Source organism: Acidithrix ferrooxidans, from assembly GCF_000949295.1.
Lineage (GTDB): Bacteria > Actinomycetota > Acidimicrobiia > Acidimicrobiales > Acidimicrobiaceae > Acidithrix > Acidithrix ferrooxidans.
In genome coordinates, this window is sequence record NZ_JXYS01000078.1 from 1 (window position 1) to 22308 (window position 22308).

Annotated in this window: 20 protein-coding genes and 2 pseudogenes; 8 read left to right on the top strand and 14 right to left on the bottom strand. The window is 54.3% G+C overall.

Annotated features, from left to right (window positions below):
* A partial coding sequence (locus tag AXFE_RS11875; protein WP_152626063.1) for a transposase occupies window positions 1-708 on the bottom strand: 708 nt, incomplete at its 3' end.
* Between the two features lie 153 nt (window positions 709-861).
* On the opposite strand from AXFE_RS11875, the gene AXFE_RS11880 reads away from it, so the two are divergent.
* Entirely contained in the window at window positions 862-1701 is an 840-nt protein-coding gene (locus tag AXFE_RS11880; RefSeq protein ID WP_052606172.1) for a helix-turn-helix domain-containing protein, read from the top strand.
* Between the two features lie 141 nt (window positions 1702-1842).
* Here the strand turns inward: AXFE_RS11880 and AXFE_RS11885 are convergent, their stop codons facing one another.
* From AXFE_RS11885 to AXFE_RS11945, 12 genes and pseudogenes are all read right to left on the bottom strand, one after another.
* On the bottom strand, window positions 1843-3477 hold the full coding sequence (locus AXFE_RS11885; RefSeq protein WP_052606174.1) for a UvrD-helicase domain-containing protein: 1635 nt from the start codon (window positions 3475-3477) through the stop codon (window positions 1843-1845).
* Window positions 3453-5438, bottom strand: a complete 1986-nt coding sequence (locus AXFE_RS11890; protein WP_052606176.1) for an ATP-dependent nuclease — start codon at window positions 5436-5438, stop codon at window positions 3453-3455. Before AXFE_RS11890 ends, AXFE_RS11885 begins: the two co-directional genes overlap by 25 nt.
* A pseudogene (locus AXFE_RS11895) lies at window positions 5435-5725 on the bottom strand (type I restriction enzyme endonuclease domain-containing protein); the annotation flags it as partial. The gene AXFE_RS11890 and the pseudogene AXFE_RS11895, both read right to left, overlap by 4 nt.
* 134 nt (window positions 5726-5859) lie before the next feature.
* A pseudogene (locus tag AXFE_RS21525) lies at window positions 5860-6135 on the bottom strand (AAA family ATPase); the annotation flags it as partial.
* Window positions 6132-7061, bottom strand: coding sequence for an abortive infection family protein (locus tag AXFE_RS11905; RefSeq protein ID WP_052606181.1), 930 nt, complete (start codon window positions 7059-7061; stop codon window positions 6132-6134). The gene AXFE_RS11905 and the pseudogene AXFE_RS21525, both read right to left, overlap by 4 nt.
* A gap of 243 nt (window positions 7062-7304) precedes the next feature.
* On the bottom strand, window positions 7305-8012 hold the full coding sequence (locus AXFE_RS11915) for a Cap15 family cyclic dinucleotide receptor domain-containing protein (protein WP_052606184.1): 708 nt from the start codon (window positions 8010-8012) through the stop codon (window positions 7305-7307).
* Window positions 8009-8899, bottom strand: a complete 891-nt coding sequence (locus AXFE_RS11920; protein WP_052606186.1) for a nucleotidyltransferase domain-containing protein — start codon at window positions 8897-8899, stop codon at window positions 8009-8011. Before AXFE_RS11920 ends, AXFE_RS11915 begins: the two co-directional genes overlap by 4 nt.
* Window positions 8896-12000 (bottom strand): type I restriction endonuclease subunit R, encoded by a 3105-nt coding sequence (locus tag AXFE_RS11925; protein ID WP_052606188.1) that lies wholly within the window; start codon window positions 11998-12000, stop codon window positions 8896-8898. Before AXFE_RS11925 ends, AXFE_RS11920 begins: the two co-directional genes overlap by 4 nt.
* Complete coding sequence (locus AXFE_RS11930) at window positions 11997-12722, bottom strand: TIGR02391 family protein (RefSeq protein WP_052606190.1); 726 nt, start codon at window positions 12720-12722, stop codon at window positions 11997-11999. Before AXFE_RS11930 ends, AXFE_RS11925 begins: the two co-directional genes overlap by 4 nt.
* A complete protein-coding gene (locus tag AXFE_RS11935; RefSeq protein ID WP_052606191.1) occupies window positions 12719-13888 on the bottom strand; it encodes a restriction endonuclease subunit S in 1170 nt (389 codons plus the stop codon). The genes AXFE_RS11930 and AXFE_RS11935 overlap by 4 nt, the downstream gene beginning before the upstream one ends.
* Entirely contained in the window at window positions 13885-15474 is a 1590-nt protein-coding gene (locus tag AXFE_RS11940) for a class I SAM-dependent DNA methyltransferase (RefSeq protein ID WP_052606192.1), read from the bottom strand. The genes AXFE_RS11935 and AXFE_RS11940 overlap by 4 nt, the downstream gene beginning before the upstream one ends.
* Before the next feature lie 239 nt (window positions 15475-15713).
* Window positions 15714-16697, bottom strand: a complete 984-nt coding sequence (locus tag AXFE_RS11945) for a hypothetical protein (RefSeq protein ID WP_052606193.1) — start codon at window positions 16695-16697, stop codon at window positions 15714-15716.
* 106 nt (window positions 16698-16803) lie between these two features.
* Here AXFE_RS11945 and AXFE_RS11950 point away from each other — a divergent pair, with 106 nt between their 5' ends.
* From AXFE_RS11950 to AXFE_RS11980, 6 genes are all read left to right on the top strand, one after another.
* Window positions 16804-17247, top strand: a complete 444-nt coding sequence (locus AXFE_RS11950) for a hypothetical protein (protein WP_152626064.1) — start codon at window positions 16804-16806, stop codon at window positions 17245-17247.
* Window positions 17248-17315: 68 nt separating this feature from the next.
* On the top strand, window positions 17316-17453 hold the full coding sequence (locus tag AXFE_RS20800) for a hypothetical protein (protein WP_235347805.1): 138 nt from the start codon (window positions 17316-17318) through the stop codon (window positions 17451-17453).
* 240 nt (window positions 17454-17693) lie between these two features.
* Window positions 17694-17882 (top strand): hypothetical protein, encoded by a 189-nt coding sequence (locus tag AXFE_RS11965; protein ID WP_052606197.1) that lies wholly within the window; start codon window positions 17694-17696, stop codon window positions 17880-17882.
* 274 nt (window positions 17883-18156) lie between these two features.
* Window positions 18157-18771 (top strand): MT-A70 family methyltransferase, encoded by a 615-nt coding sequence (locus AXFE_RS11970; RefSeq protein ID WP_052606198.1) that lies wholly within the window; start codon window positions 18157-18159, stop codon window positions 18769-18771.
* Complete coding sequence (locus tag AXFE_RS11975) at window positions 18758-18994, top strand: hypothetical protein (protein ID WP_052606199.1); 237 nt, start codon at window positions 18758-18760, stop codon at window positions 18992-18994. Before AXFE_RS11970 ends, AXFE_RS11975 begins: the two co-directional genes overlap by 14 nt.
* Window positions 18981-21179, top strand: a complete 2199-nt coding sequence (locus tag AXFE_RS11980) for a type IV secretion system DNA-binding domain-containing protein (protein ID WP_052606200.1) — start codon at window positions 18981-18983, stop codon at window positions 21177-21179. The genes AXFE_RS11975 and AXFE_RS11980 overlap by 14 nt, the downstream gene beginning before the upstream one ends.
* A gap of 169 nt (window positions 21180-21348) precedes the next feature.
* Here AXFE_RS11980 and AXFE_RS20805 read toward each other — a convergent pair whose 3' ends face one another.
* A complete protein-coding gene (locus AXFE_RS20805) occupies window positions 21349-21525 on the bottom strand; it encodes a hypothetical protein (RefSeq protein WP_235347812.1) in 177 nt (58 codons plus the stop codon).
* On the opposite strand from AXFE_RS20805, the gene AXFE_RS11985 reads away from it, so the two are divergent.
* Window positions 21463-22206, top strand: coding sequence for a replication-relaxation family protein (locus tag AXFE_RS11985; protein ID WP_235347811.1), 744 nt, complete (start codon window positions 21463-21465; stop codon window positions 22204-22206). The genes AXFE_RS20805 and AXFE_RS11985 overlap by 63 nt on opposite strands.
* Window positions 22207-22308 lie beyond the last annotated feature (102 nt).

Here is a 22308-nt window from a genome sequence, read left to right on the forward strand (position 1 = left end):
GCCTTGGCTGGCTGTGTCTCTAACGGCTCTTGAGAAGAACCCAGAGTCAAAACGCATGGTTATTTCACCAGTTGCTCCAGCGGCTCTGGCATTGTTGATTACCTGAGTTACAAACTCCCCGGCACCACGAGCGGTATTGGCGTTGCCTTCACGAGTCACTATTCCAAGAATGTCACCTGTTTTACCAACTGCTGCTAGGTGTGGGTGATACCCCCTTACTTTGGTATAACCAAATCCAGCTCCTTCTTTTTTGTTTCCATATACCTGACATATCGTGGAATCAACATCAATGGTGAGTGACTCATCACCTGGACCTGCTCCAGCTAGCCAGGCTCGTTTTAGCAACAAAGCTGCAACTCGTTCAACATCTGCGATGTCACTGGTCTCAAAACTACGCAAGAAGACACCAAACCTAGATGGTGCTGGCATTATCTGACCAAGGATAACTTGCGCTTTTGGGCTTTCAAGGATTGCAGTGTCATCAATGCAATCACCACCGGCCAAGATAGATGCGACGATAGCCATAGCTTTTCTGCCAACATTTGCTCGTCCAGGACGATCCTCTAGGTCAATGTGTAAATCAAAGAGATCCCTAAGGCCAAGTCTCTCAGCAAGGGTGATAGGGAGTATTAACCCACTGTTGGAAACTGCGTTCGAATCGTCAAAGGTGACTATCAAACACTCTAAAGCACTAGTAGATGCTTGCATCTAAAAGGTGCTCCTTGAACTGATGGATTTGAAGTGTCTTCAAACATCATTCTACCAGTTCAGAAAACCTTTTCTATGTCTAAATCAAAGTCGATCGGCTAAATTTTCGGTGGATCCAGGCTAAAGAGCGAACAAGATCGGATAGCAAGTCGATTGGCACGAATTGAAGATCAGTTTGCTAGCCTCGATGCGAACTTCGGGCAAGTACGAGCAGTATTGGCCGACACGCTCGATCTGACTCGAGACTGCCATACTGCGTACCTGGAAGCGGGTGACAACACCAGGCGACTTTTCAATCAGGCATTCTTCGCCAAGATCTACATCGATGTGGATGAAGAGACACGCGAGCAGACCGTCCGAGTTGACTACAGCGAGCCCTTCGACACTTTGCTCTCACGCCTCATTCCAGCGAGCGTTCATCGCACTCTTGACATAGAAAAAACCGCCCCCAGGGACATTCTGATAGGCGGTTTGAGCGACACGTTGACCGGCACCGAAAAGGTGCAGGGTTCTCATACGGATACTTTGGTGGTCCTCGCCAGACTCTTCTCGAACTCGACCCCGTCTGCTCTTTGCCGTGCGATAAATGCCTATCGTCAACTCGACCTGACCAGGATCGGCTGTAAACGAGTCGGTCGGGTGCATCCCAAGCGAGCGAAGCGGCTAAGCGACACGCAACTCGCCCGACTGGTTGAGCAATACGAATCCGGCGCAACGGTGTACGAGTTGGCCTCAGAGTTTGCGATTGACCGCCGGACCGCCTCGAACCACCTTAAACAGCAGGGCGTTATCATACGCCTGCAACCGCCTACAGAAGAGACTGTCGACGAGATAGTGCGACTCTATGAATCAGGTTTGTCGATGAGCAAAGTCGGACAGCAGGTCGGTTTCTCGGCAGACTCAGTTGGTAGTCACCTGCGAAAGCGTGGAGTAAAAGCAAGGGATCCACAAAAACAACCGTATACCGTCATTCGGAATAGTGCAATCAAATGATCTAGCTTAACCTTGCTATCTTGCATTGTATGATTGCTTAGGAGGGTCCTTTGTGCCAAGATAGTTGACGTAAAGACCTTGTCTACCTCCCCATAAAGTGGGCACTTTGTATGGCGGCTCCGTTCGTTCGGGGAATCTCATCTACATGTTCGCGAGTTCACTGACATTCTCACCGCCAAAGATCCGCTTTGCACCGTCAATTGCGGATTTCGATAATGGCGAGACAACAAGTACGTGAAGGTTGCGCTTCGCACGAGAACACGACACGTACAGAAGGTTCAAGCTCCGTTGGTACTGCGTCTTGCTAGTGTCTCTAGCTAGTACCGCCTCGAACTTGTACTGATTCCAAAGGGTGTCATCCAGTATGACAAGCACGTTCTCATATTCTTCACCTTTGACGCCATGATTCGTTGAGAATGGTGTTTCCGAGTTTAGGTAGCGTTCGAAGCTCGTCACTTGAGCAAACGGAACTGCCCTAAGGGCCGAAAGGAACGCGTTGTCTCGCTCGGCGCGATCTGGGTTATCGCCGTTCGCAATTCGCTCCTCAAGCGATACGACACGTCGCGGTTTCCGCAGCAGACCTTCGCTCCAGACGTAGTCAGCCACTTCCCCCACGGTTGCTGATGATCGGAGTTTATTTAGACGAGCAATCATTTCAGCGGCCATCTTCTTATCAGAGTGATGGGTAATACGACCACTACTGCCAGCTCGAAGGGCAAGAAAAACTCCGTACCGCCCAGAGTTAAATGCGCTGGCCATTGCCTCAATGTTGGTGAAGAGTTCGCCAAACTCGTCGTCACGGCGCATAAGATCATCAACGCTAAAGCCCGACCGCTGTTCGTACGCGGCGAGTAGATCACGCCATTCAAGGTCGCTTGCAATGCTCTTGCGAGTGAGCATGAGAACCTTCTCGTTCTGCTCAGTCCAACCTTCAGCGCGAAGCTTAACACGTATCTTCGCAACTGGGTTTCTGACTCCGGAGTTTGCGTACACGAATCGCACGCTCCCTTGTACGTTTGTGTCGCCAGGTACCTGCTGCAACTCGGGTCGAAGTTTATTGAGTAATTCGATTACCGCTATTGAACATCGGTAGTTCTCCGTCTTCTGGATAATACGAAGTTCAGTCCGTTCGACCTTGCCCACACCCGTGTTGTAGATGCGCTGCATATGGTCGCCGAAGAGTCCGACGGTCAGGCGTTCCGAATTCCCGGCAAGCATGTTATCGAGGAGCAGTTTGATTGTTGACTGGTGGGTATCTTGGTACTCGTCGACGAAGATGATCGGGTAACGATCAGCTACCAGTCTGACTAGCTTCGGATATTCGTCGAACAAGGCGGCCGAAAGGGCTACGACGTCGTCGTGACTGATCTTGCCGTCTTCCCATTTGCGTGGGTACTGCCAGTAGTCAATCGGGGTGTCGGTGAGGTCGAGGTTCTCAATGCGTCTCGACCCAGCGGCATCATTTGTTTTGACGATCGCCGTCCGAAGTTCGGCTTGAAAGCCGCGCACGACGGACCAAAGGAATTCATGAATGGTCGAGACGCGAACAAGCGGGTCTCTATTGATTCGAGACATGATCTCGTTGGCTGCGACGTTCGTATAGGTAATGCAGACGATCTGCTGATTTCCGCTCAGCAGCCGCCCCGCCTCGACGGCTAACAGGTGGGCTAACGCTTCGACGAGCGTGCGAGTCTTTCCCGATCCAGCGCCAGCCTCAACGATGAAGCTTTGTTTGGTTTCTAGACACTCGATTACTCTATCGGAGGTACTAACCACTTGAGCCCCTCCTCAATGTATCGAGGAGTGATCCAGTCCTCAAGTGTCAGAATGTCGAAAGCAAAGTCTGACTTGCTATCTATGCGGCCTGCGATCTCGTATGCGTCAGCACGAATGGCATCAGCGGAAAGCGATTTGCCATCGTCGCCGGTGAAGATACGCTTTGAGGCGAGACTAGTGGCATTAGCTAGTTGATCGGCGTTCGCGAGTATGAAAGCTTCCTCGAAGCTACGCCCCGTTCCAGAACCAGCTACCTCTGGTACTTGATATGCAACGCGAACCGCACCTGAAATCTTGTCGGCGTCGGCCTTCGCCAACAGATCGGCTACCATAGTGGACTGAGGTAGCCACTCCTTCAGGGTGACGTTAGTTGTGATCGCCCCAGTCGTGTCGGTACGAGTCTTTGGGTGGCGACCTTTTGGATCTGCGGAGTCGATGTCTGTAATCACAAGCGTCGGTATACCAAGGAACTCGATCAACTTCTTGAACTTTACTGCGTAGGCGCCGCCGACTTCGATCACAGAGATGTACTCGTGCTGGAGGGCAGGAGCAGACTTCTTGATCAACTTGGGTAGAACGAGTCTCTCGACTGTACCTTCAACGAAAATAGCCTTATCGGCGAAGAACAAGTCACACCGTTGCAGCGCCATGTATTGCTGCAAGAACTTGAGAGTCGTCTCATCGCTTACCTCAAGATCCGTGCGGAACGTGCTGAGATCCTTGATCTTGAGGCTATTGCTTGTAGTGTCGAAGTAGCGCAGGCAGGAGAATCCACTCTCCGCAACGACGTGCGATGAGTGGGTGGTAATAACGAGTTGAACGTTCCATTCGGGCTTTAGCTTCAGGTAGTCACTCACATTTTTGATGAACACAGTCTGCATCTGGGGGTGAAGATGTGCCTCAGGCTCCTCAAGAAAGAGCAGCTGAACGCCTGAACGCGGTTGCCGCTTCTTGTACGCTTCAAAAAACGATACAAACTGCAAGATGATAAAGATCAACTTACTGAAGCCGAGGCCGTTGTGTGCTTCGGGGAGATCGGTACCTGATTCGTGGGCATACATGACTCTGGTGCTGCCGTTGAGAAGATTGGCAGCACTGAACTCCGACACAATCCTTATCTCCTGGAGACTAGGCATGCGGCCAGCTCCAAAGTGCTTCAGGTCCCCAAAGACGTCAGCGAACAGTGTCGTGTACTCACTGTCGAGCTTCGAGGCGACATCTACGAGAGCAGCTTCCAGACTCTCGATTGTACCGTCAGGGTTTGCGATAGCACGGTAGTAGCTCTCGAATCCCTTCGACAAGCCGTGTCCTGTATCTGAAGAGGTGTCATCGAAGAGGTTTTGGGCGTAGATGAAATCGCAAAGTACGGCCGCTTTTGCTTGCGCGGAGTTAACAGTTCGAAGGTTCGTCGGATCGGCCTTATCGATTGCTAGGAATTCGCGATCAAAAAATGCGTGCATCCTCTTTCGTAAAAAATCAACGATGTCTTCGAAACCCGACTCGCTATAAGCTTTTAGAAATTCCAAGGGCCTTGTCGCCACGTAGCGACATGAAAGCAAAACGTCATGCCTGTCGGGATCGAGATCCAAGATGAGATCGCTAATCGGGGCGAGTGACTCCGCCTCATCATAGACAAATTCGACGTCGAGGCGGATATTCGGCAAGAGCGTAATGGCATCACTCTCAAGTTGCTCTGCGTCCACTGAATTGCCATCAACACGAGCTTGCTCTGCCTGCCGCCACAATTCGGCAGCACTCCGAAATTCCGCAAGACTCTTAAGGTTGAAGTCATCCAGCGTGAACGAGACCTTGTCGGTCCCAAGGAATTTGTAGAACGCTTCAACGAGCGAAGTTTTTCCACTATTATTCCGTCCGACGATGATGGTCGTGTCGCCTTCAAGCGAGATAATAGCATCGTCTAACAAGCGAAAGCCGCTGACGTGAACGAACGCGACCTTCATGACTCCTCCTTCCCATTCGCAGTAAACAGCTTTGCCTGCTGAAGCACAAGCTCCACACCCTTCTCCTCGAGATCTGGCGAGTAGTCGTATTTCGCAAGGAGACGCCTGACCTTCGCTCGCATCTCGGCCTTCACTGAGGCCTTGAAGTTCCAGTCAATCGTGATGCTATTCTGAACCTGTGTGACCAGGTCAGCGGCGATCTTCTTGAGTGTGTCGTCACCCATGGTTAGGATGGCTGCATCATTCTGGACGATGGCGTCATAAAAAGCTGCCTCGGCAACGATCAGACGGACCCACTCATCGCTCAAGTTGGCCCACTCTGCGAGTCGAACACGCGGGTAAACCGCGATGACTCTCTCCGCTTCTGCTGCTTCAGACTCTGACATCGTTACTTAACCTCACTTCTCATCAGCAAGTGACGCGTTGTTAAACCTTGTGGGGTATATTTCACTAACTCATAGCGATCAGTTTCTGACAAATCAGAGAATGTGACTTCGATTTCCTCTATCGTCAACCCGAACGAACAGTCCGACTCGCTGAGTTGGCCAACCTTGCCATTGAAGAACCAATCGAGCGCTCTCAATACTGTCGATTTGCCACTATCCTTCGGACCAATCAGAGTAGTAATCAAATCGAGCCCTATAGAAATCCCTTTACGTAAGCGAAAATTCTTGATTGTCATCTGTCGCAGTTTCATGACCTTTCCGCACCTGTTTCGAGATTCATATCTTGGAGCAACGCTGGAGCTATCGATTTCGTCCGCCATGGCGCACTAGGATCGATCAACGTATCAAGCATGAACTCGCACCAAAGTTTCGAAGCGTTCACTGCGAGCCGAGCGTGACGTGCTTTCAACCAGGAGGGCGCGGTGGCAGAGCCATGACCAGTGCCGTAGCCGCGGTTGCGTAGCTCGGCTACACCTGACGTCACGGTCATTGCTGCACCAAGAATCTTCTTAACCGCATTCGAACCATCGGGGCCGGGTGAACGTCCGGAAGGATGCACAGAAAGAGATTGCTGCGCTTTCATGACCAGGGCCGGTAGATCATCTGCGTCAGAGTATGGTTCGTTCCGCTCGCGTAAAACAAGCTTTGCGGTACTCTCGATTAGTTCCTTCGCTGAGCCGATTGCTTGCGCAGGATCATCTCGCTCCACAGCACTAGCAATACGGTCTAAATGTTCGTGTATGGCAGAGGCATCAGTCAGATTTGCCAGAACGTTGCTGGCGATAACAACCTGACTCTCCCTTCTAATGTGCCCGTTTTCATCTATTAGATATCCATCACGCTGGAATAGTTTACGCAGCCGGAGTATCGTAACGTCGCCTCCCTGAGTAAAACCCTCGGGCGGAGAAAACAAAGGCTGTATTGCTTCCTCAAAGACACGCAGGGCTCTAGTAACCTGGCTAAAATTGGTCCAGTCAACTTGGTTGAGGTAACCCTGGAATCGAGTAACTCTTTGTCCACCAACAGGCTCGGGATCTGTCGCAGCGTGAAAAAGTTCGTCCTGCCACATCTGATCAATCTCGCGAAGGGTCGTGCCACTCATGGTATCACGGACAGCTTCGCGTGTACGTCGACTTACTAGTTCCTTGGGCACTGCTGTGTCGACCTCAGTCGTCATGAGTATCCTTTATACAAACAGCGACAAACGCCTCTGCCCGATAGGGTGCGAACAAGAGTGGTGGACCTTGGCCCGATGACTTGTAGCGGGTCAACATCATGGGCGTCAGTTTTTGAATAGCCGCCAAGTCGATATTTGACTTACAAATACTCGAGCAAATGTGTTTCGCTTGCTGTTTCAACATTCCGAACACAGACCTGTCCGTAACTCCATAGAAGTTTTGCGCTGTAAGTTTTATAGGTCTCACGAGTGGCCTTCCTCCTGATGATCCACCGATGGGACGGACTTGCTTGTTAGAACATTTTTATCTAACGTTAGGGTTTGAGATTCCAGAGCCGAAAAGTAGCTAGCTGCTTCTGCAAAGTCGTCGGCAATCCGGTGACATCGTTGTTCGAACTTCAACTCGCCCCTGCTGTCTCGGTCAGTCCAATATCGACCAGACAGTCGACAGGCAGGCTTTCTCGCAACCTCCAATATTGCAGAGCCATGATGAATCGAGCTCCTCTCCCTGACGACCGTTCGAGGCTGGTTCAAGTACAGGTAGCTGAGGGCGGCGGTGCCGTCGGCATCGACAACTTGGGCCAAAGAAGAGGACGAAGTGGATTCCTTTGACATTAAGTTGACAGAGACGCTCTTGAAGGTCTGCCGGACGACGAGATATACCTCTACTGGTGACGGTCTCTCACCAGTCTGAGGGTCATCCCAAAGCGAAGCTACCGTTCCCTTCCACGTACCACGAATACTCCGCGGCACTCCAGGCAAGAGTTGTGCCGGTATTGTGCGCCACAAAAAGAGGTCCCATATGGCAAGCAGAGTCGTAGCGAGGAAGACCGAGGCGGAGAAGTACTGAAGCCAAGTGACGTTCAGCTTTCCGCTGGTAATCCATGTCCCGGCGGAGAATACGCATAGAACGACGACGGCGACGATTTTGACAAAGATTGAACGGCTCATGACTTGTATCCCAAGTAGTTCCATCCCGCAAGCGCGAAGTCCCTGCCATCGGACCGAGTCCACTTCTGTGAAGCATCGAACAGGTACTTGCACTCGTTTACCTCGCGCCACCTCCCATCGACGGCGATCGACTCAGACCCCTCCAGCTGGTTGTAGATGTGACCAAGGGTCCCCCGAACAAGTTCGGTCCAGGTCGATAGGTTCAGCACAGCGTCAGGGATGTTATAGACCAGGCATTCGACGAAGAACGACGGCACCTCCCGATGCACACCAGCAGTTACCATTGCATTCTCGAGGCGCTTCATGATGCGCACGGCCTTCTTGTAACGCTGGTTGGTCCGTTGATTCTTTAAGTTACCGTTCGCTTTCTGTTGATCGGGATAATTTAGTAGCGAACTGTTGTCAGTCTTGAAGACCTTGGTGCCTTCCAGGAAGTTATCCGGACTGAAGTAATAACGGTGGTCAAAGCACGGTACGACATCTGCGTCTACTCGAGCACTGCCTGATTTGATTGTAAAGGCGGTTGATCCAGAAGAGTCAACTTGCCCCGGAAATTTCGCTTCTAGCGCTGTCTTGAGTTCGGATCGCAATCTGGCCGGTGTCCAAGGACCCGTGTAAGGCGTGCCAACAGGCTTCACGCCTGGCGTCACTTCATTCCAGTAGAGGGCGTTGGTGCATTGGACGGCTATATCTACATCGCTATCTGAGCGGACGTTCGTGTTGTTCGCGTAGGACCCTTTCGCGTACACCTTCAGGGAGCAGTTTGCGAATTCGGCATGATTCCGAACAGCCTCACGGATCATGCGCTCGGTGCGGTCCTGCTTCTCCTGCTCGGTGTCACTGGACGGGCCAGTCCAACCACTAAGTTTGTCTTCAAGCGCGGTCATGACGTGGCCTCCGAAGAAGCGAATAGCTCAGCCTGCTGCAGTACAAGCTCCACAGCCTTCTCTTCAAGATCGGGTGGGTAATCGTATTTCGCGAGGAGGCGCCTAACTTTGGCCCGCATCTCGGCCTTGACTGAAGCTTTGAAGTTCCAGTCGATCGTGATGCTGCTCTGAACCTGAGTGACTAAGTCAACAGCGATCTTTTTGAGGACCTCGTCTCCCATGGTGAGGACGGCCGAGTCGTTCTGGACAATGGCGTCATAAAAAGCTGCCTCGGCAACGCTTAGTCCGAGCTGCTCATGGCGGGTATTCTGGTCGCGCATCTCCTTGGCGAGCTTGACGAGCTCGGCAATGATCTCTGCGGTCGAGAGTGCTCGATTAGTGTAGCGATTGATCGCCTCATCGAGTTGCTCCGAGAATTTGCGTGCCTGGACAAGGTTGCTCCGCTGAATGGTGCGAATCTGGTCGTTGATGAGACGGCGAAGCAGTCCCATCTGGAGGTTGGGCTTCTCCTTGCCAGCGAGCGAGTCCAAAAACTCGTCACTCAAGATGGACAGGTCAGGAGTGTCGACACCAGCGAGCTTATAAATATCGATGACCTCGTCGGCAGACACCGCCTCGTTCACGAGCTGGGAGATTGCGGTATCGATCTCCACGCCTCCGCTACCCGCCCTCCCGGAATCAGGGTTCTGAATCTTGATAATTGCTGCCCGAACGTCAGCAAAGAGGCGAATGTCGTTGCGGATCGCTACTGCTTCGTCACGTGCCCCGCACAGAGCGAAGGCACGGGTAAGAGCAAGTACCTGGTCGAGGAAGCGACTTGTCCGATCGGGATCCGCCATCACGAAGTCGAGAACCGATGCATGCTGACCAAGCCGCTCGGAGGCCGAAAGCAACGGCGAAGAGTCGAACGGACAGCCGTACAGAATGGCACGAACGACGTCGTGTTTCTCCAGCATGACAGCCACCATCTCTTCGATAGGGACGCCAGCCTGATCTTGATCGGAAGGAGAATACTCGGCAAGTGCTTTGCGGAGATTGGTGGCAACGCCGATGTAGTCGACGATCAGGCCACCTGGCTTGTCACGGAAGGTCCGGTTCACCCGAGCAATCGCCTGCATCAGACCTGCTCCCTGCATGGGCTTGTCAACGTACATCGTGTGCAAGGCTGGGGAGTCAAACCCGGTGAGCCACATATCTCTGACGATAACGATCTCCAATGGATCGTCGGGATCCTTGGCACGGCTCTTCAGTTCGGTGCGGGTTTTCTTATCGTAGAGGTGACGTTGGAATGGAGTTGGATCAGCTGCGGAGCCGGTCATGACGACCTTGATCTTTCCAGCCTTCGGGTCGTCACTGTGCCAATCTGGTCTTAGTTTCACGATTCTGTCATAGAGCTCGACGGCGATGCGACGACTCATTGCGACAATCATGGCCTTGCCAAACAATTCTGCTCGGCGCTTTTCCCAATGATCGACTATGTCTGCAGCGATCAGATCCAGACGCTCGCTGGCACCGACAATGGCTTCCACCCTGGACCACCGTGACTTGGCACGAATCGCATCGGACTCCTCGACCTCCTCTGTTATCTCATCGGCCAGAGCGTCGATATCCGCATGAGCGTCGTCATTAAGAGAGACCTTGGCAAGTCGGGACTCGTAGTAGATCTTGACGGTCGCACCGTCCTCAACCGCTCGTGTCAGGTCGTAGACATCGATGTAGTCACCGAAGACCGAGCGGGTGGACTTGTCAGCGGACTCAATCGGTGTGCCGGTGAAGCCGAGATAGGTGGCATTCGGTAGGGCGTCGCGTAAGTGCTTGGCCAAGCCTGATTTCAACGTGCCGTCCGCTCCAAGCGTCTCAGTAAAGCCATACTGTGAGCGATGCGCCTCATCTGCTACGACCACCACGTTCCGGCGGTCGGTTAGAACAGGATTCGTGTCGCCACCAACTTCTGGTGCAAACTTCTGGAGCGTCGTGAATAGGATTCCTCCCGAGGCACGACGAAGAAGCTGGCGGAGTTCAATCCGACTATCAGCCCTAACCGGCTTCTCTGGCAGGATCTCGGCCGGAGCAAACACCTCACCAAAGAGCTGATCATCGAGATCGTTTCGGTCCGTAATAAAGACAAGTGTGGGATTGTTCATCCTGGGGTCACGCATGAGCTTCGCAGCGAAGAACACCATCTCGAAGCTCTTGCCTGATCCCTGGGTATGCCAGACTACTCCACCACGTCGATCACCATTCGGTCCCGCTGCCTCAACCGTGGATTCGACGGCTGCGTTCACCGCCCAATATTGGTGGTACTTGGCTACTCGTTTGACCAGCCCCTTACCTTCGTCGCTGAACACTACGAAGTTCTGCAAGATATCCAGGAAACGCTTCTGATCAAAGACACCTTTTACAAGAACCTCGAGTGCTGGTCGGTTAGTAACTACCTCACGGCCATCCATTGTTTTCCACGGCGCATAGTGCTCGAAGGCACCTGTGAAGCTACTCATAGCGGCACTCGTGCCATCACTGATAACTGTGACCACGTTCGGAGTAAAGATCGACGGAATATCGGAACGGTATGTCTGCACCTGGTTCCAGGCGTTCCTCAAGGTGGCGTGTTCGTCAGCGAGGTTCTTCAATTCGAAGAGAGCTACCGGAATGCCATTCAAAAACACCAGTACATCGGGCCGACGATTCTTGCCTTCGATGATCGTGAACTGGTTGACAGCAAGCCATTCGTTGTTGCTTGTGTGATCAAAATCAATTAGGTGAATGCGATCCGTACGCAACTGACCATCAGTCGTCCTGCGCTCAAGTGGCACTCCATCACGCATCAACTCGTGGACACGCTTGTTCTCTGTCACCGCATTTTGGGACTCTGCGCGCTCCAGTCGCTTGACCGCCTCATCGACGGACGCGGGATCGATGCCCTTATTAAGCCGTATCATCGCTTCACGAAGGCGTTCATATAGATAAACCTGACTCCAGGAAGACCGTTCTGCGAACTGTGTGTCAGGAGCAATCTCAGGGCCGAACTCTGTCGAGTATCCAAGCTCTCGCAGGTACTCCAGTGCCGCCGTTTCGACGGTTGATTCGTTGAGTAGGTTCAAGGCGTGGCCTCCACGATCGCCTCGTCCACCCACCGAGCAAGAACGCTAAGCGCCGCTAGATACTCAAGTGCAACCTGTTCGTCAATGTCCTTTGGATCTTCGTGGTTGAATGGATTCCGGATGCCTGAATAGATCCCTTCGGCAAGTGCCATAGCGCCACGCTGGACTGACCTATAGGTGTCGCTGCCATCATTCGTCATGCGACGCAGACGAGACTTCCCGGTGATTGGAGCATCAGTACTAAAAGCTTCCTGGAATAGGTTCTTCTCGCTGACATCCCTGCGTCCGACCTTGTTCTGTGTCTCCGCATTGACCTTCTTCGCAGCATCTTCAACCGCAGACCTATAGTGGCCCGATTGCCAAAGCGAGGAGGCACCATTCCAGACCCATGGGTGAAGTTTTGCTGCTGATATTTCGGGAGCATTCTCGCCAAGATTCTTTTGGAGCTCCTCCTGTCTAAGCAGTGACTCTTTTGCCCGTAGCGCTACCTCATGATGGAGTGCCCACTTCTTCCGACGAGTATCGACTTCGAGTGAACGCCAACCCGGGATCGCCCGATTTAGTATCTGCTCGACAATCTGTGCCTTTTTGACGACCTCAACCTCTGACTCTGCGGTCTTATAGGTCCCTACACTTATAACTCCAGACGGCGCCCGTACATGATGAACTTCCGTTGCACTAATGAAGTCCTGGAGCTGGTTGAGAGCCCATTCGGTATTCATGCCACCGCCTCCGACACTCGAATCCGTCCGGAGAGCAGCTCCGGAAGTAGTGCATCTCTAATTTGCCCTAATAGAAGGATCTCGTGCTCAAGCTGCACGGATCTCCTCTCGAGCGCAAAGAGATCCCCCTCGAGTTCAGTTGCAAAATCGACAGAAGGAAGTGCGACCTTCAGGGAGCCAAGCATCGTTGGACTCAATTCCGTCTGTCCTGTGCTCCCTGTCGCAAGGCCCTCGATATCCATCTCTCGACCGAACAGCGCGTATGCGAGAACGGTAGGGGGAACTACGTCGCTGTTTGGCTTGACCACGGACACGTGGCCGTCAACAAAGATGCTCCCCTTGTGCCAGCGACCAACACGGCCAAGCGTCCCGGTACCAGTTGAGTTTACGAGAATGTCTCCACTTGAAGCCTTCTTAGCGATCGCCACCTGTCGGTCGACCATCCGTCTCGCTGGGCCAAGCGAAATCCGTCCGTCGCGAACGCACCTCTGATTCAGCACGAGCGGTGCTAGAGGATCGTCATCGGCGTAGTTCGGTGCGATACCGCGCGCAATTGATATCGAGACATCAGAAAGAGGTAATCGACGCTCGTTCCCGCGACTTATGACGTACTCGAATCTCGCCATACCAAGCTCCCGAAGCAACGAGTAAGCCCGTCGATTCGACTCAATCTTGTCGTCCAGCGCTCCCAACGTGGCCGCAATACCGCGCTGCTCTTCGAGTGGAGGGAGTAGTACTTCAATTGCCGAAAGAGTAGAGCCAGATATTTCCTTGAAAGTTGAGCCGTTGGCCCGCCTCTCAAACTCATCTTTCATTGACCCAAGTAGGTAGTACATAAATAGGGTATCAACCTCATCACCTGGAACGAAACTACGGCAGCCCTGATTAGTCGTTAGAGGAACAGCTGCAATAGCCGTCAACCCAATTGGTGCTCGACTTGACAAGATGACCGTGCCAGTAGGAAGCAACTTTGCCGATGATGCTCTTAGCCCGGAATCTGTGATGCTTCGCTCTCCAGTCCTCACAAATCGAGAGCGCTGCCTCGATAGATCTTTTGGCGTGATCCATGGATATCCATCGCCAAAGTGCTTGCTATTAGCTGTGGAAGGTGTGCCTCCGCCAACAATGGTGCCAGCCTGTCCCAGTGATACGCTCCTCCAATTCACAGCAGCAACTCTCCGAGTCGCTCCCGAACAACTTCTTCGAGCCGTCGCCCTTCCTCAAACTCAGCAAACAGCTCCTTTTTGAGTCGAGCAATCTTTTCATCAATCGGTTCGTCGTCGACCTCGGCCTCCTCGGCGCCGACGTACCGGCCCGGTGTGAGGACAAAGTCATGATGCTTAATCTCATCTAGATTGGCAGACTTCGTGAAACCGGCTACGTCCTCGTATGTGCCATCGTGGTGACGCCAGGCATGGTATACGTTAGAAATTTTGGCGATGTCTTCGTCAGTAAGCACCCTTAGTCGGCGACTCTCCATTTTCCCAAGCTTGCGGGCATCAATAAAAAGCACCTCGCCCTGACGACTGCGGTGTCCGTTGCCGTGGCGATCCTTGCTGACGAACCACAGGCTGACGGGAATACCAGTATTGAAGAACAGCCTGTCGGGCATCGCCACGATGCAGTCAACCAGGTCGGCCTCGACGAGCTTGCGGCGGATGTCTCCCTCGCCGCTGGTCTTGCTCGACAGCGAACCATTTGCAAGGACGAAGCCAGCGGTACCTTTCGGCGACAAGTGATAAATGAAGTGCTGCACCCAAGCGAAGTTGGCGTTACCTTCAGGTGGAGTGCCGTACTTCCAACGTGGGTCATCTGCAAGTTTGGCATCCCACCAATTGCTGACGTTGAAAGGTGGATTTGCGATGACAAAGTCTGCCCGCAGATCTGGGTGTAAGTCATTAGCGAAGGAGTCATCGGAGTGATCACCCAAGTCGGCCTCGATGCCTCTAAGCGCAAGGTTCATCTTGGCCAGCTTCCAGGTGGTGTCGGTGAACTCCTGCCCATAAATCGAAATATCAGTGCGCTTGCCGCCGTGAGCTTTCACGAACTCGGCGGACTGCACGAACATTCCTCCCGAGCCACAAGCAGGGTCATAGACACGACCGTGATAGGGCTCCAACATCTCGACCAATGTCTTAACAATGGACCTCGGGGTGTAAAATGCTCCGGCGTCCTTGCCGGTCTCCTTGCCAGCAAACTGCCCTAGGAAGTACTCATACACTCGGCCTAGCACATCGTCAGAGCCGTGGTCATCGGACTCGGTGAATCCAATCGATCCGATAAGGTCGACGAGCTGGCCAAGACGTCCCTTGTCAAGGCCTTCGCGGCCATAGTTGCGGGGCAAGACACCTCGAATCGACGGATTCTCCTTCTCAATTAGATCCATCGCCGCATCAATGTCCTGACCAATAATTGGGAGCTTGGCTCGGTCCTGAATGTGCTGCCAGCGAGCGTCGGCCGGAACCCAGAAAACGTTGTGGCTTGTGTACTCGTCACGATCCTCGATGAGCCGAGAGCGCCTCTCGGGGTTAGGAATGAAATCAGCGGAGTCGGGATCGCTCAGGCTCGTTTCGATAGCCTGGCGACGTACCTCAAACCGATCGGAAATGTACTTGAGGAAGACTAATCCGAGAACGATATGTTTGTACTCGCTCGGCTCCTGGTTGCCTCGAAGTGCGTCCGCAGTATCCCACAGGCGCTGTTCGAGCGTCTTGGCTGGCTTCGTCGCAGTCTTGCGAGGTTGGCCCGCCATCAGTGATATTCCTTTCGTAATCCCTCAAACTGGCGCCTTGATTTTTGCATAATTCTCCTTATTATAACATTGTATGCAAAATCCAAGAATCTGAATACAACACTACTGACCGCCTGTTACAGAATGCATTACGAGGAAATATTGGACACTCAAATCAAAATCGAAGCAACTAACTTGTCCTTAATTTGCGTGTTCATGAGGCACCAACATCCAACTTCATTCCAATCTTCGACAAGCACTCACCATTCCCAGGCAATACCGCTATAAAGTCCACCGTATAAATCGTGGAACTCAACATTGACACCCCGCTCGTCGCCAAACTCGAGGGTCTTACCGATGTGGGGAGTTCCGGGTCGTTCAAAGTACGTGAGTCCACGGTAGCTCCAGATGGTGTCTGGCCGATCGCCGATGAACACTGCTCCGAATGAGGCGAACCGGGTGGGCTCGTGAAAGGCCTGACTCTGCTCGGTGAGCGCACCCGGGGTGCCAAGGTCTGGATCAGCTAGGAGCCGAAATTTAAGGTCGTAGGTCTCGCCTCGCCTCATCGGCTCCTTGTACCAGAACTGATGAGTAAAGCTCTCTCCGATGCGTTCAGTTTTGACCGTGAAGTCCCCTTCGGGAATCGGCCGCCCAGGGTAGGAACTGCTGATCGAGATGAAGTCAGCTTCGTCGAACGCAGCAATAAGTTGATGCCACTCCCTATTCTCCTGCCAGGCACGGTTGCGGACCACCGTCAAAATACGGGCGGCCTGCTGGACAAAGCCGTTGTGAGACTGCGGCACCGAAAATCCGGTTGGGGACTTGGGATACCAACCCGTGACGAGTTGCTTACGCAGGCTATCCAGAGCTGTTTCTTCTCGGTCGGCGACAGCTTCAACCTTGATGCCGTGCTTGTCGCCGTAGTGTCGGCGCCGATCCTTGAGATACGTCATGTCTTCGGTCTCGGGGGCAAGCCCGAAGACATCGAGCAGTATCTCGGGCTGCGGATCACGAAGCGACTCAATGGCCGATATGAAGCGTTCCAGCAACACCTCATACGATTCGTTGTCCCCGCCAAGAAGTTGACGAACGAGATTGGCTCTGGCAATACGAGTTGGGGAAAAGCCAGCGTCTTTGTGTAAATAGACAAGATCTTGGAGAACGTTGTAAGCCTGCTTGGGATCCCACGCCGATGGTTCAACCCATCGATACGAGGACCGGACCGACTTCGATTGCGACTCCAATTCCTACTCCAACTCTGTTCGTGCGCATATCTCCAATGCAAAGCCAGCTCTAACCTCAAGGATATTCGGTTGAGCAATATGGCCGAATACCAGCGATGAGGGGTGGATGGCCCGCTGTAACGGACCACCCACGGTGTCATCGCAACCCACTCGGATTAATTGGAGAAAGGAGCAAAGACACTATGAAGGCTATCAACTACGGGGTGGTGATCGTATGAGCGAGCTGGCCACATACAACGGAGGTGGTGGTGCGCTCGCCAGGGATGCACGTCGTTTTGGGCGTGAGATCTCACGGGGTCGCCTCGGAACGCAGATCCGAACCAGCCAGGTCGATAATGCAACCGACGTGACACTTGCGAAGGTTGAGAACTTGACGATGGCTACTGGCAACGCCATGCAGCAAATCACACGGGTTTCCCAGGCACAGCGTCAGCTGGAGATGATTGCACCCGATGCTGCTCAGCGTCTCGCTTTCATTGCCGACGACCACATGCTCGGCTGTGCAGAACTGCTGTCCGACTTGCGGCGCGACCTGCACCGAATCAGGTGACCGCGCTGGTAGCGCTGGGCATTGCCGTCTTGGCACTGGCGCTCTCGGGCGCCGGTGTCTGGGCGCTCTTGGCTTGGCGCCAGTATCGTCGCACCTTCGATATCTTCGCTGAGCGTTTGTCCGTTGACACGCGTCTTGAGCAGCTCACGGCGCAGACGTTGTCGGCTATGCGCGAAGCCGCACGTAGAGCAGGTGGTCTTACGTGACGGCAGCAGCAAACAGCGGTCTCAGGTCAATCGACCAGCGCCGGATAGTCAAGGGTGATGTCATCGTCACACGCAATGTGGTCGACACAATGAACAAGACGGTCAGCTCACTGTCCCATGCGACAAGCAAGCTCGCCAACTCTGCTGCAGCTACTGATATCCATAAGCTGGTCCAGCCGTCTCGCAGGAATCTTACTCGATCCCCTGCGGTCCTGGCCCAGGTATGAGGAGTAGTCGGGAATGTTAGACCGGCTCATCGGTATCTGCTTCACGCTGCTTGCGGTAGCGGTGGCGATCTACGTAGCGGTGAGGCTCATCGAATCGATTGCGGCAGCGTTGGTCGGTATCGTCGCCGTGGTCGGAGGGCTCGTCGTCCTGGGTTTCATCACAAGTCTGCTCTGGCGGAGAAATCGCATAAATCGTTGGTAATCGGAAGAACGTTGTTTATTCCACAATGCCACTATTGGTGAACATTACGAGACCATATATCGCATGAATTGCAAGAGGTACTCGGCGTCGCTTCGAACGTCTTATCGGTAGTCGCGTCGCCGACCTCTGCTATTGCAAATGATCCCCGAGATGTTTTTAGCTGTAATCACCCCGGGGATGCTCCTCGCAATTCTCGGTGGACTTCTACATCAACCTAATCAAAATCCCGTGCTTTCGACGGCAATCGAAAACTCGGGCAGAAAGGAGCTTTTTAATGGTAACACAAAACTTTTTCTCAAGGAGCGGCCCGGAGTCCCGGCAGCCGTTCAAGACCATCTTGGCCGACCCGCCGTGGGACGTTCAGCAAAAGGGTGCACTCGGAGCGGCGTCGCACTACAAACTTATGACGCTGGATGAGATTCAAGCTATGCCAGTAGCTGACCTAGCTGCTACCGATGCCCACTGCTGGCTATGGGTCACCAACGCTACTTTACGCGCCGGTTATGACGTCATGGAGTCATGGGGCTTTACTCCTCGGTCGCCTTTGACCTGGATCAAGCCACGGATCGGCTTGGGTCAGTATCTTCGGAACGCAACCGAACACCTTATCCTCGGTACACGAGGACATGCTCCGGTCAACTTTCGCGCGCAGCCGACGTGGATGTTTGCTCCGCTGCAGGAACACTCACATAAGCCAGAGGAGCAGTACGCAGTCATCGAGCGGGTCAGCGACGGCCCCTACCTCGAGCTGTTCGCCCGGCGACGTCCACGCTCAAGCGCCAACTGGAGTGTGTGGGGAGATGAGGTCGATGCCGATATTGTCATTCCCGGCTACCCGGTCCCTTCCGACGTGGGTCACCAAGGCGGAGGTCGTCATGCCGAGGCATAGGAAGCGCAAGACCAACTGGAAGCGCCAGGAAGAGCGGGCCTTACGGGTGCGTGGCGTGCGACGGGGCACTCCAGATGCCAAGAAACTCTCGCGGGCATTCATCGGACTGGCGCTCGCTCGAGCCGAGGTCGAGGCTCAAGCACAGGCGGAGGCAACGAAGGTTAGGAATAACTATCGCCAGGGTGGCATCGGCGACGAAAGTGATCGAGATGAGGCTTCATAATCGCTCTCGCTCCACCAATCCCGGCAGCAGCTGGGTGTTTTCCCAGTTGCATCTGCCTCGTCCGCTGGAGGTCGATCAAGTCAATGCAATGCTGCTTCGAATGGCCGCCGACAGGGCCGCACCGCCGCTGGTCTTCGAGGTTCGCAGCGAGCATGGCCAACTCATCCAGCATCTGGTCGGCACGCCAGCAGAACACGTTGTATGGGTGCAGCGCACGCTGCGACACCTACTTCCGGAGCTGGATATCGACGGCATCGATCAACCGCGTCTTGCTGTGAACCGCTCGGTCAGAGTGAGAATGCGTCCACGGGCGTTTGCCCTGGCAGCCGGGCGTGCTGAGGTGACGAGCTTGAGCCTGCTCTCTGCCTTGTATGCGCGGCTAGAGGCGGCGGAACGTTTAGTGGTTCAGGTCGTGCTCGGTCCACGAATGACACCGAAGCATCTGCCGAAGGAGATTGCCGATCCTACCCAACCGTGGTGGCAGGTGTTGACGATCGGCGAGCGCTCGGCGGGCAAGGCTGTACGAGACCAAGTTGACACAAGATCCGGTCAGCACGGTTTCTCAGCCGTACTTCGCATCGGGGTGGCAGCGAAGGAGCGAGGGCGCAGACAACAGCTGGTCATCGGCGTGCTCGGAGCCTTGTCGACGGCCATAGATCGAGGCACCTACATGGATCTGATCATCGAGCCACCAGTTCGGCTCAATACCCCTCAGTTACCGAGGCACTGGAATCTGCATCTCGGAGCTACCGAGCTGACGGGCCTGCTGGGCTGGCCATTAGGAGATTACGACCTGCCGGGCGTCGCTCCTCTCCATCCTCGCCCGCTGCGAGTGCCTGAGAAGGTCAACAGATCCGAGCGGCTCTTCGCCGTTCCCGGAGGCCCGGGACCTAGAGCGCCTATAGGAATCGCTGCTCGGGATATCACGTCACACCTGCTGGCGATGGGTCCGACTGGCGTTGGTAAGTCGACAGTCCTGCTCAACCTCATCGCCGCCGACATAGCGGCTGGGCGTGCGGTACTGGTGATCGATCCGAAGTGGCAGCTGATACGTGACATAGTCGAGCGGGCTATACCTCGAGCGAGGATCGACGATATTGTGATTATCGATCCAGCCGAAGCGAAGACCGGAAAGGTGGTCGGCTTCAATCCACTCAACGTTGGAAACCGAGATCCTGACGTTGTCGTCGATGGGTTGGTAGCGGTTCTCAGGCAAGTATTCCACGACGGCTGGGGACCTCGCACCGAGGACATCATCCACTCTGCACTTCTCACACTCGCCAGGGTTGGTGCTACTCGCAAGTCGCCCTTCACGCTGATTGATCTCCCTCGGCTTCTAGCGGACGAGAGGTTTCGACGTGGAATCATCGGAGAGGTTATGGACGACCCCGGTCTCGCATCGTTTTGGTCCGGTTATCTGGCCATGTCTCCCGGCGCACAAGCACAAGCGATCGCTGCACCGATGAACAAGCTACGTCAGTACCTACTCAGGTCGAGTTTGCGAGCCATCCTTGGCCAGGCCGATCCTCCGTTCCGCGTTCGGGATATGTTCAAAGACAACAAGGTCGTGCTCGTTCCACTCAATGAAGCACTCATCGGCCCTATCACAGCCCAGCTACTCGGTTCCCTGATCGTGGCTGAGACGTGGTCGGCAACGATGGAGCGTGCGAGCGAAGTTGATCCATCCAGCCGTCCGGCGACCGTGGTAATTGATGAGGTGCAGCAGTACTTGCACCTGCCAGTCTCAATTGACGACGCCCTAAGTCGTTCCCGGTCCAACGGTGTCGGCTGGCATCTTGCCCATCAACATCGAGCTCAACTCCCCGCTTCGACTCGGGCGGCGATCGATACGAATGCAAAGTCCAAGGTCATCTTCCAGCTCCTTGATCCTGACGACGCAACCGCTGTTGCAAAGCAGGCTCCCAGTCTCCAAGCAGTCGACTTCCTCAGCCTTGGTCAATATCAGGCATATGCGAACCTGACCGCCGGTGGTGCTCCATCCGGATGGGCACTGATCCGAACGCTTCCACCGCCGCAGCCAACCGGTCTCGGGGAAGAAGTTCGTAACCGTAGCCACAATCGATATGCAAGCCCTATCCCTCAACCCCCACCAACTTCGACGGTCAGACCGTATCCAAAGGTGGCAGACGGGGATGAGCTGGGACGAAAGAGGAGACGCATATGACCTATCTCTTGCCAACCTGCCCAACCCTATTAGAGAAGAGGAACAGAGGTCGAGGGTTTGTCAACGTCATCTCGGTCGTCGTGCCACGACCCTCAAGTGTCTTTTACTCATGCAGGTCGTTGGCCAAGTTCCGCCCTTGGCGGGAGGGGACTGACCCCGCATTGCGGGGTCACGAGGGACGACGGGAAGCTAAGCGAGTGACAGGAGGTCCGACATGACGCGCTCGGATCTCGACACCCTGAAAGACCGCCTGACCGAGCGGGATTACAAGCTGCTTCGTAACGTGGAAGAGTTCCGGCTGCTTTCCACCAAGCACATCCAGCGACTCCACTTCGATCCCGTCCATCCAACACCGACAGCATCAGCGCGTGCTTGCATTCGAACACTGTCACGGCTTCGGAACGCTCTTGTGCTCAAGGCGCTCGAACGCCGTATCGGTGGAGCCAGAGCTGGATCAGCGGGATTCGTCTGGTACGTCGGTCCGGCCGGTGAACGAATACTCCAGAGCCTTGACCCTCCCGTCATTTCCGGACGACGCAATTACCGAGAACCATCTCGGCACTTCGTCGAGCACACTCTGGCCATATCCGAACTGGCCGTGAGGACTATCGAATCTGGGCGTCAGGGTGACTTAGAAGTGCTCGAAGTCCAAGCCGAACCCGCCAGCTGGCAACAATCACTTTCGAGATTTGGCACGGCGCTAACGCTCAAGCCAGATCTTCGTCTGGTCACTGCTTCTGACGACTACGAGCACCACTGGTTCATCGAGGTTGATATGGCAAGCGAACACATGCCGGTAATTATGCGCCAGTGCGCTGCGTATGAAGCCTTTCGGGCAACGGGGCGCTACCAGGCGACACACGGCCTTTTCCCCGCCGTTCTCTGGGTGGTCCCTGGATCTGCCCGAGCGGGGGCCATTCGGGCTGCCGTGGCGGCAACGGCGGGCCTTGACCCGGCTCTGTTTCTGGTCTGCACCACAGGGGAGTATCTGGAGGTTGTGGCCGCCCTTCCCTCTGAGAGCTCCTGATCCGTCTTTGCCCAGTTCATAGAGCCATTTCCGACTTGACTTCTCAACCAGAGAGAGCGTCAATGTCTGAAGCTCCTGAGCCAAACGACCCCGGGAGCGATA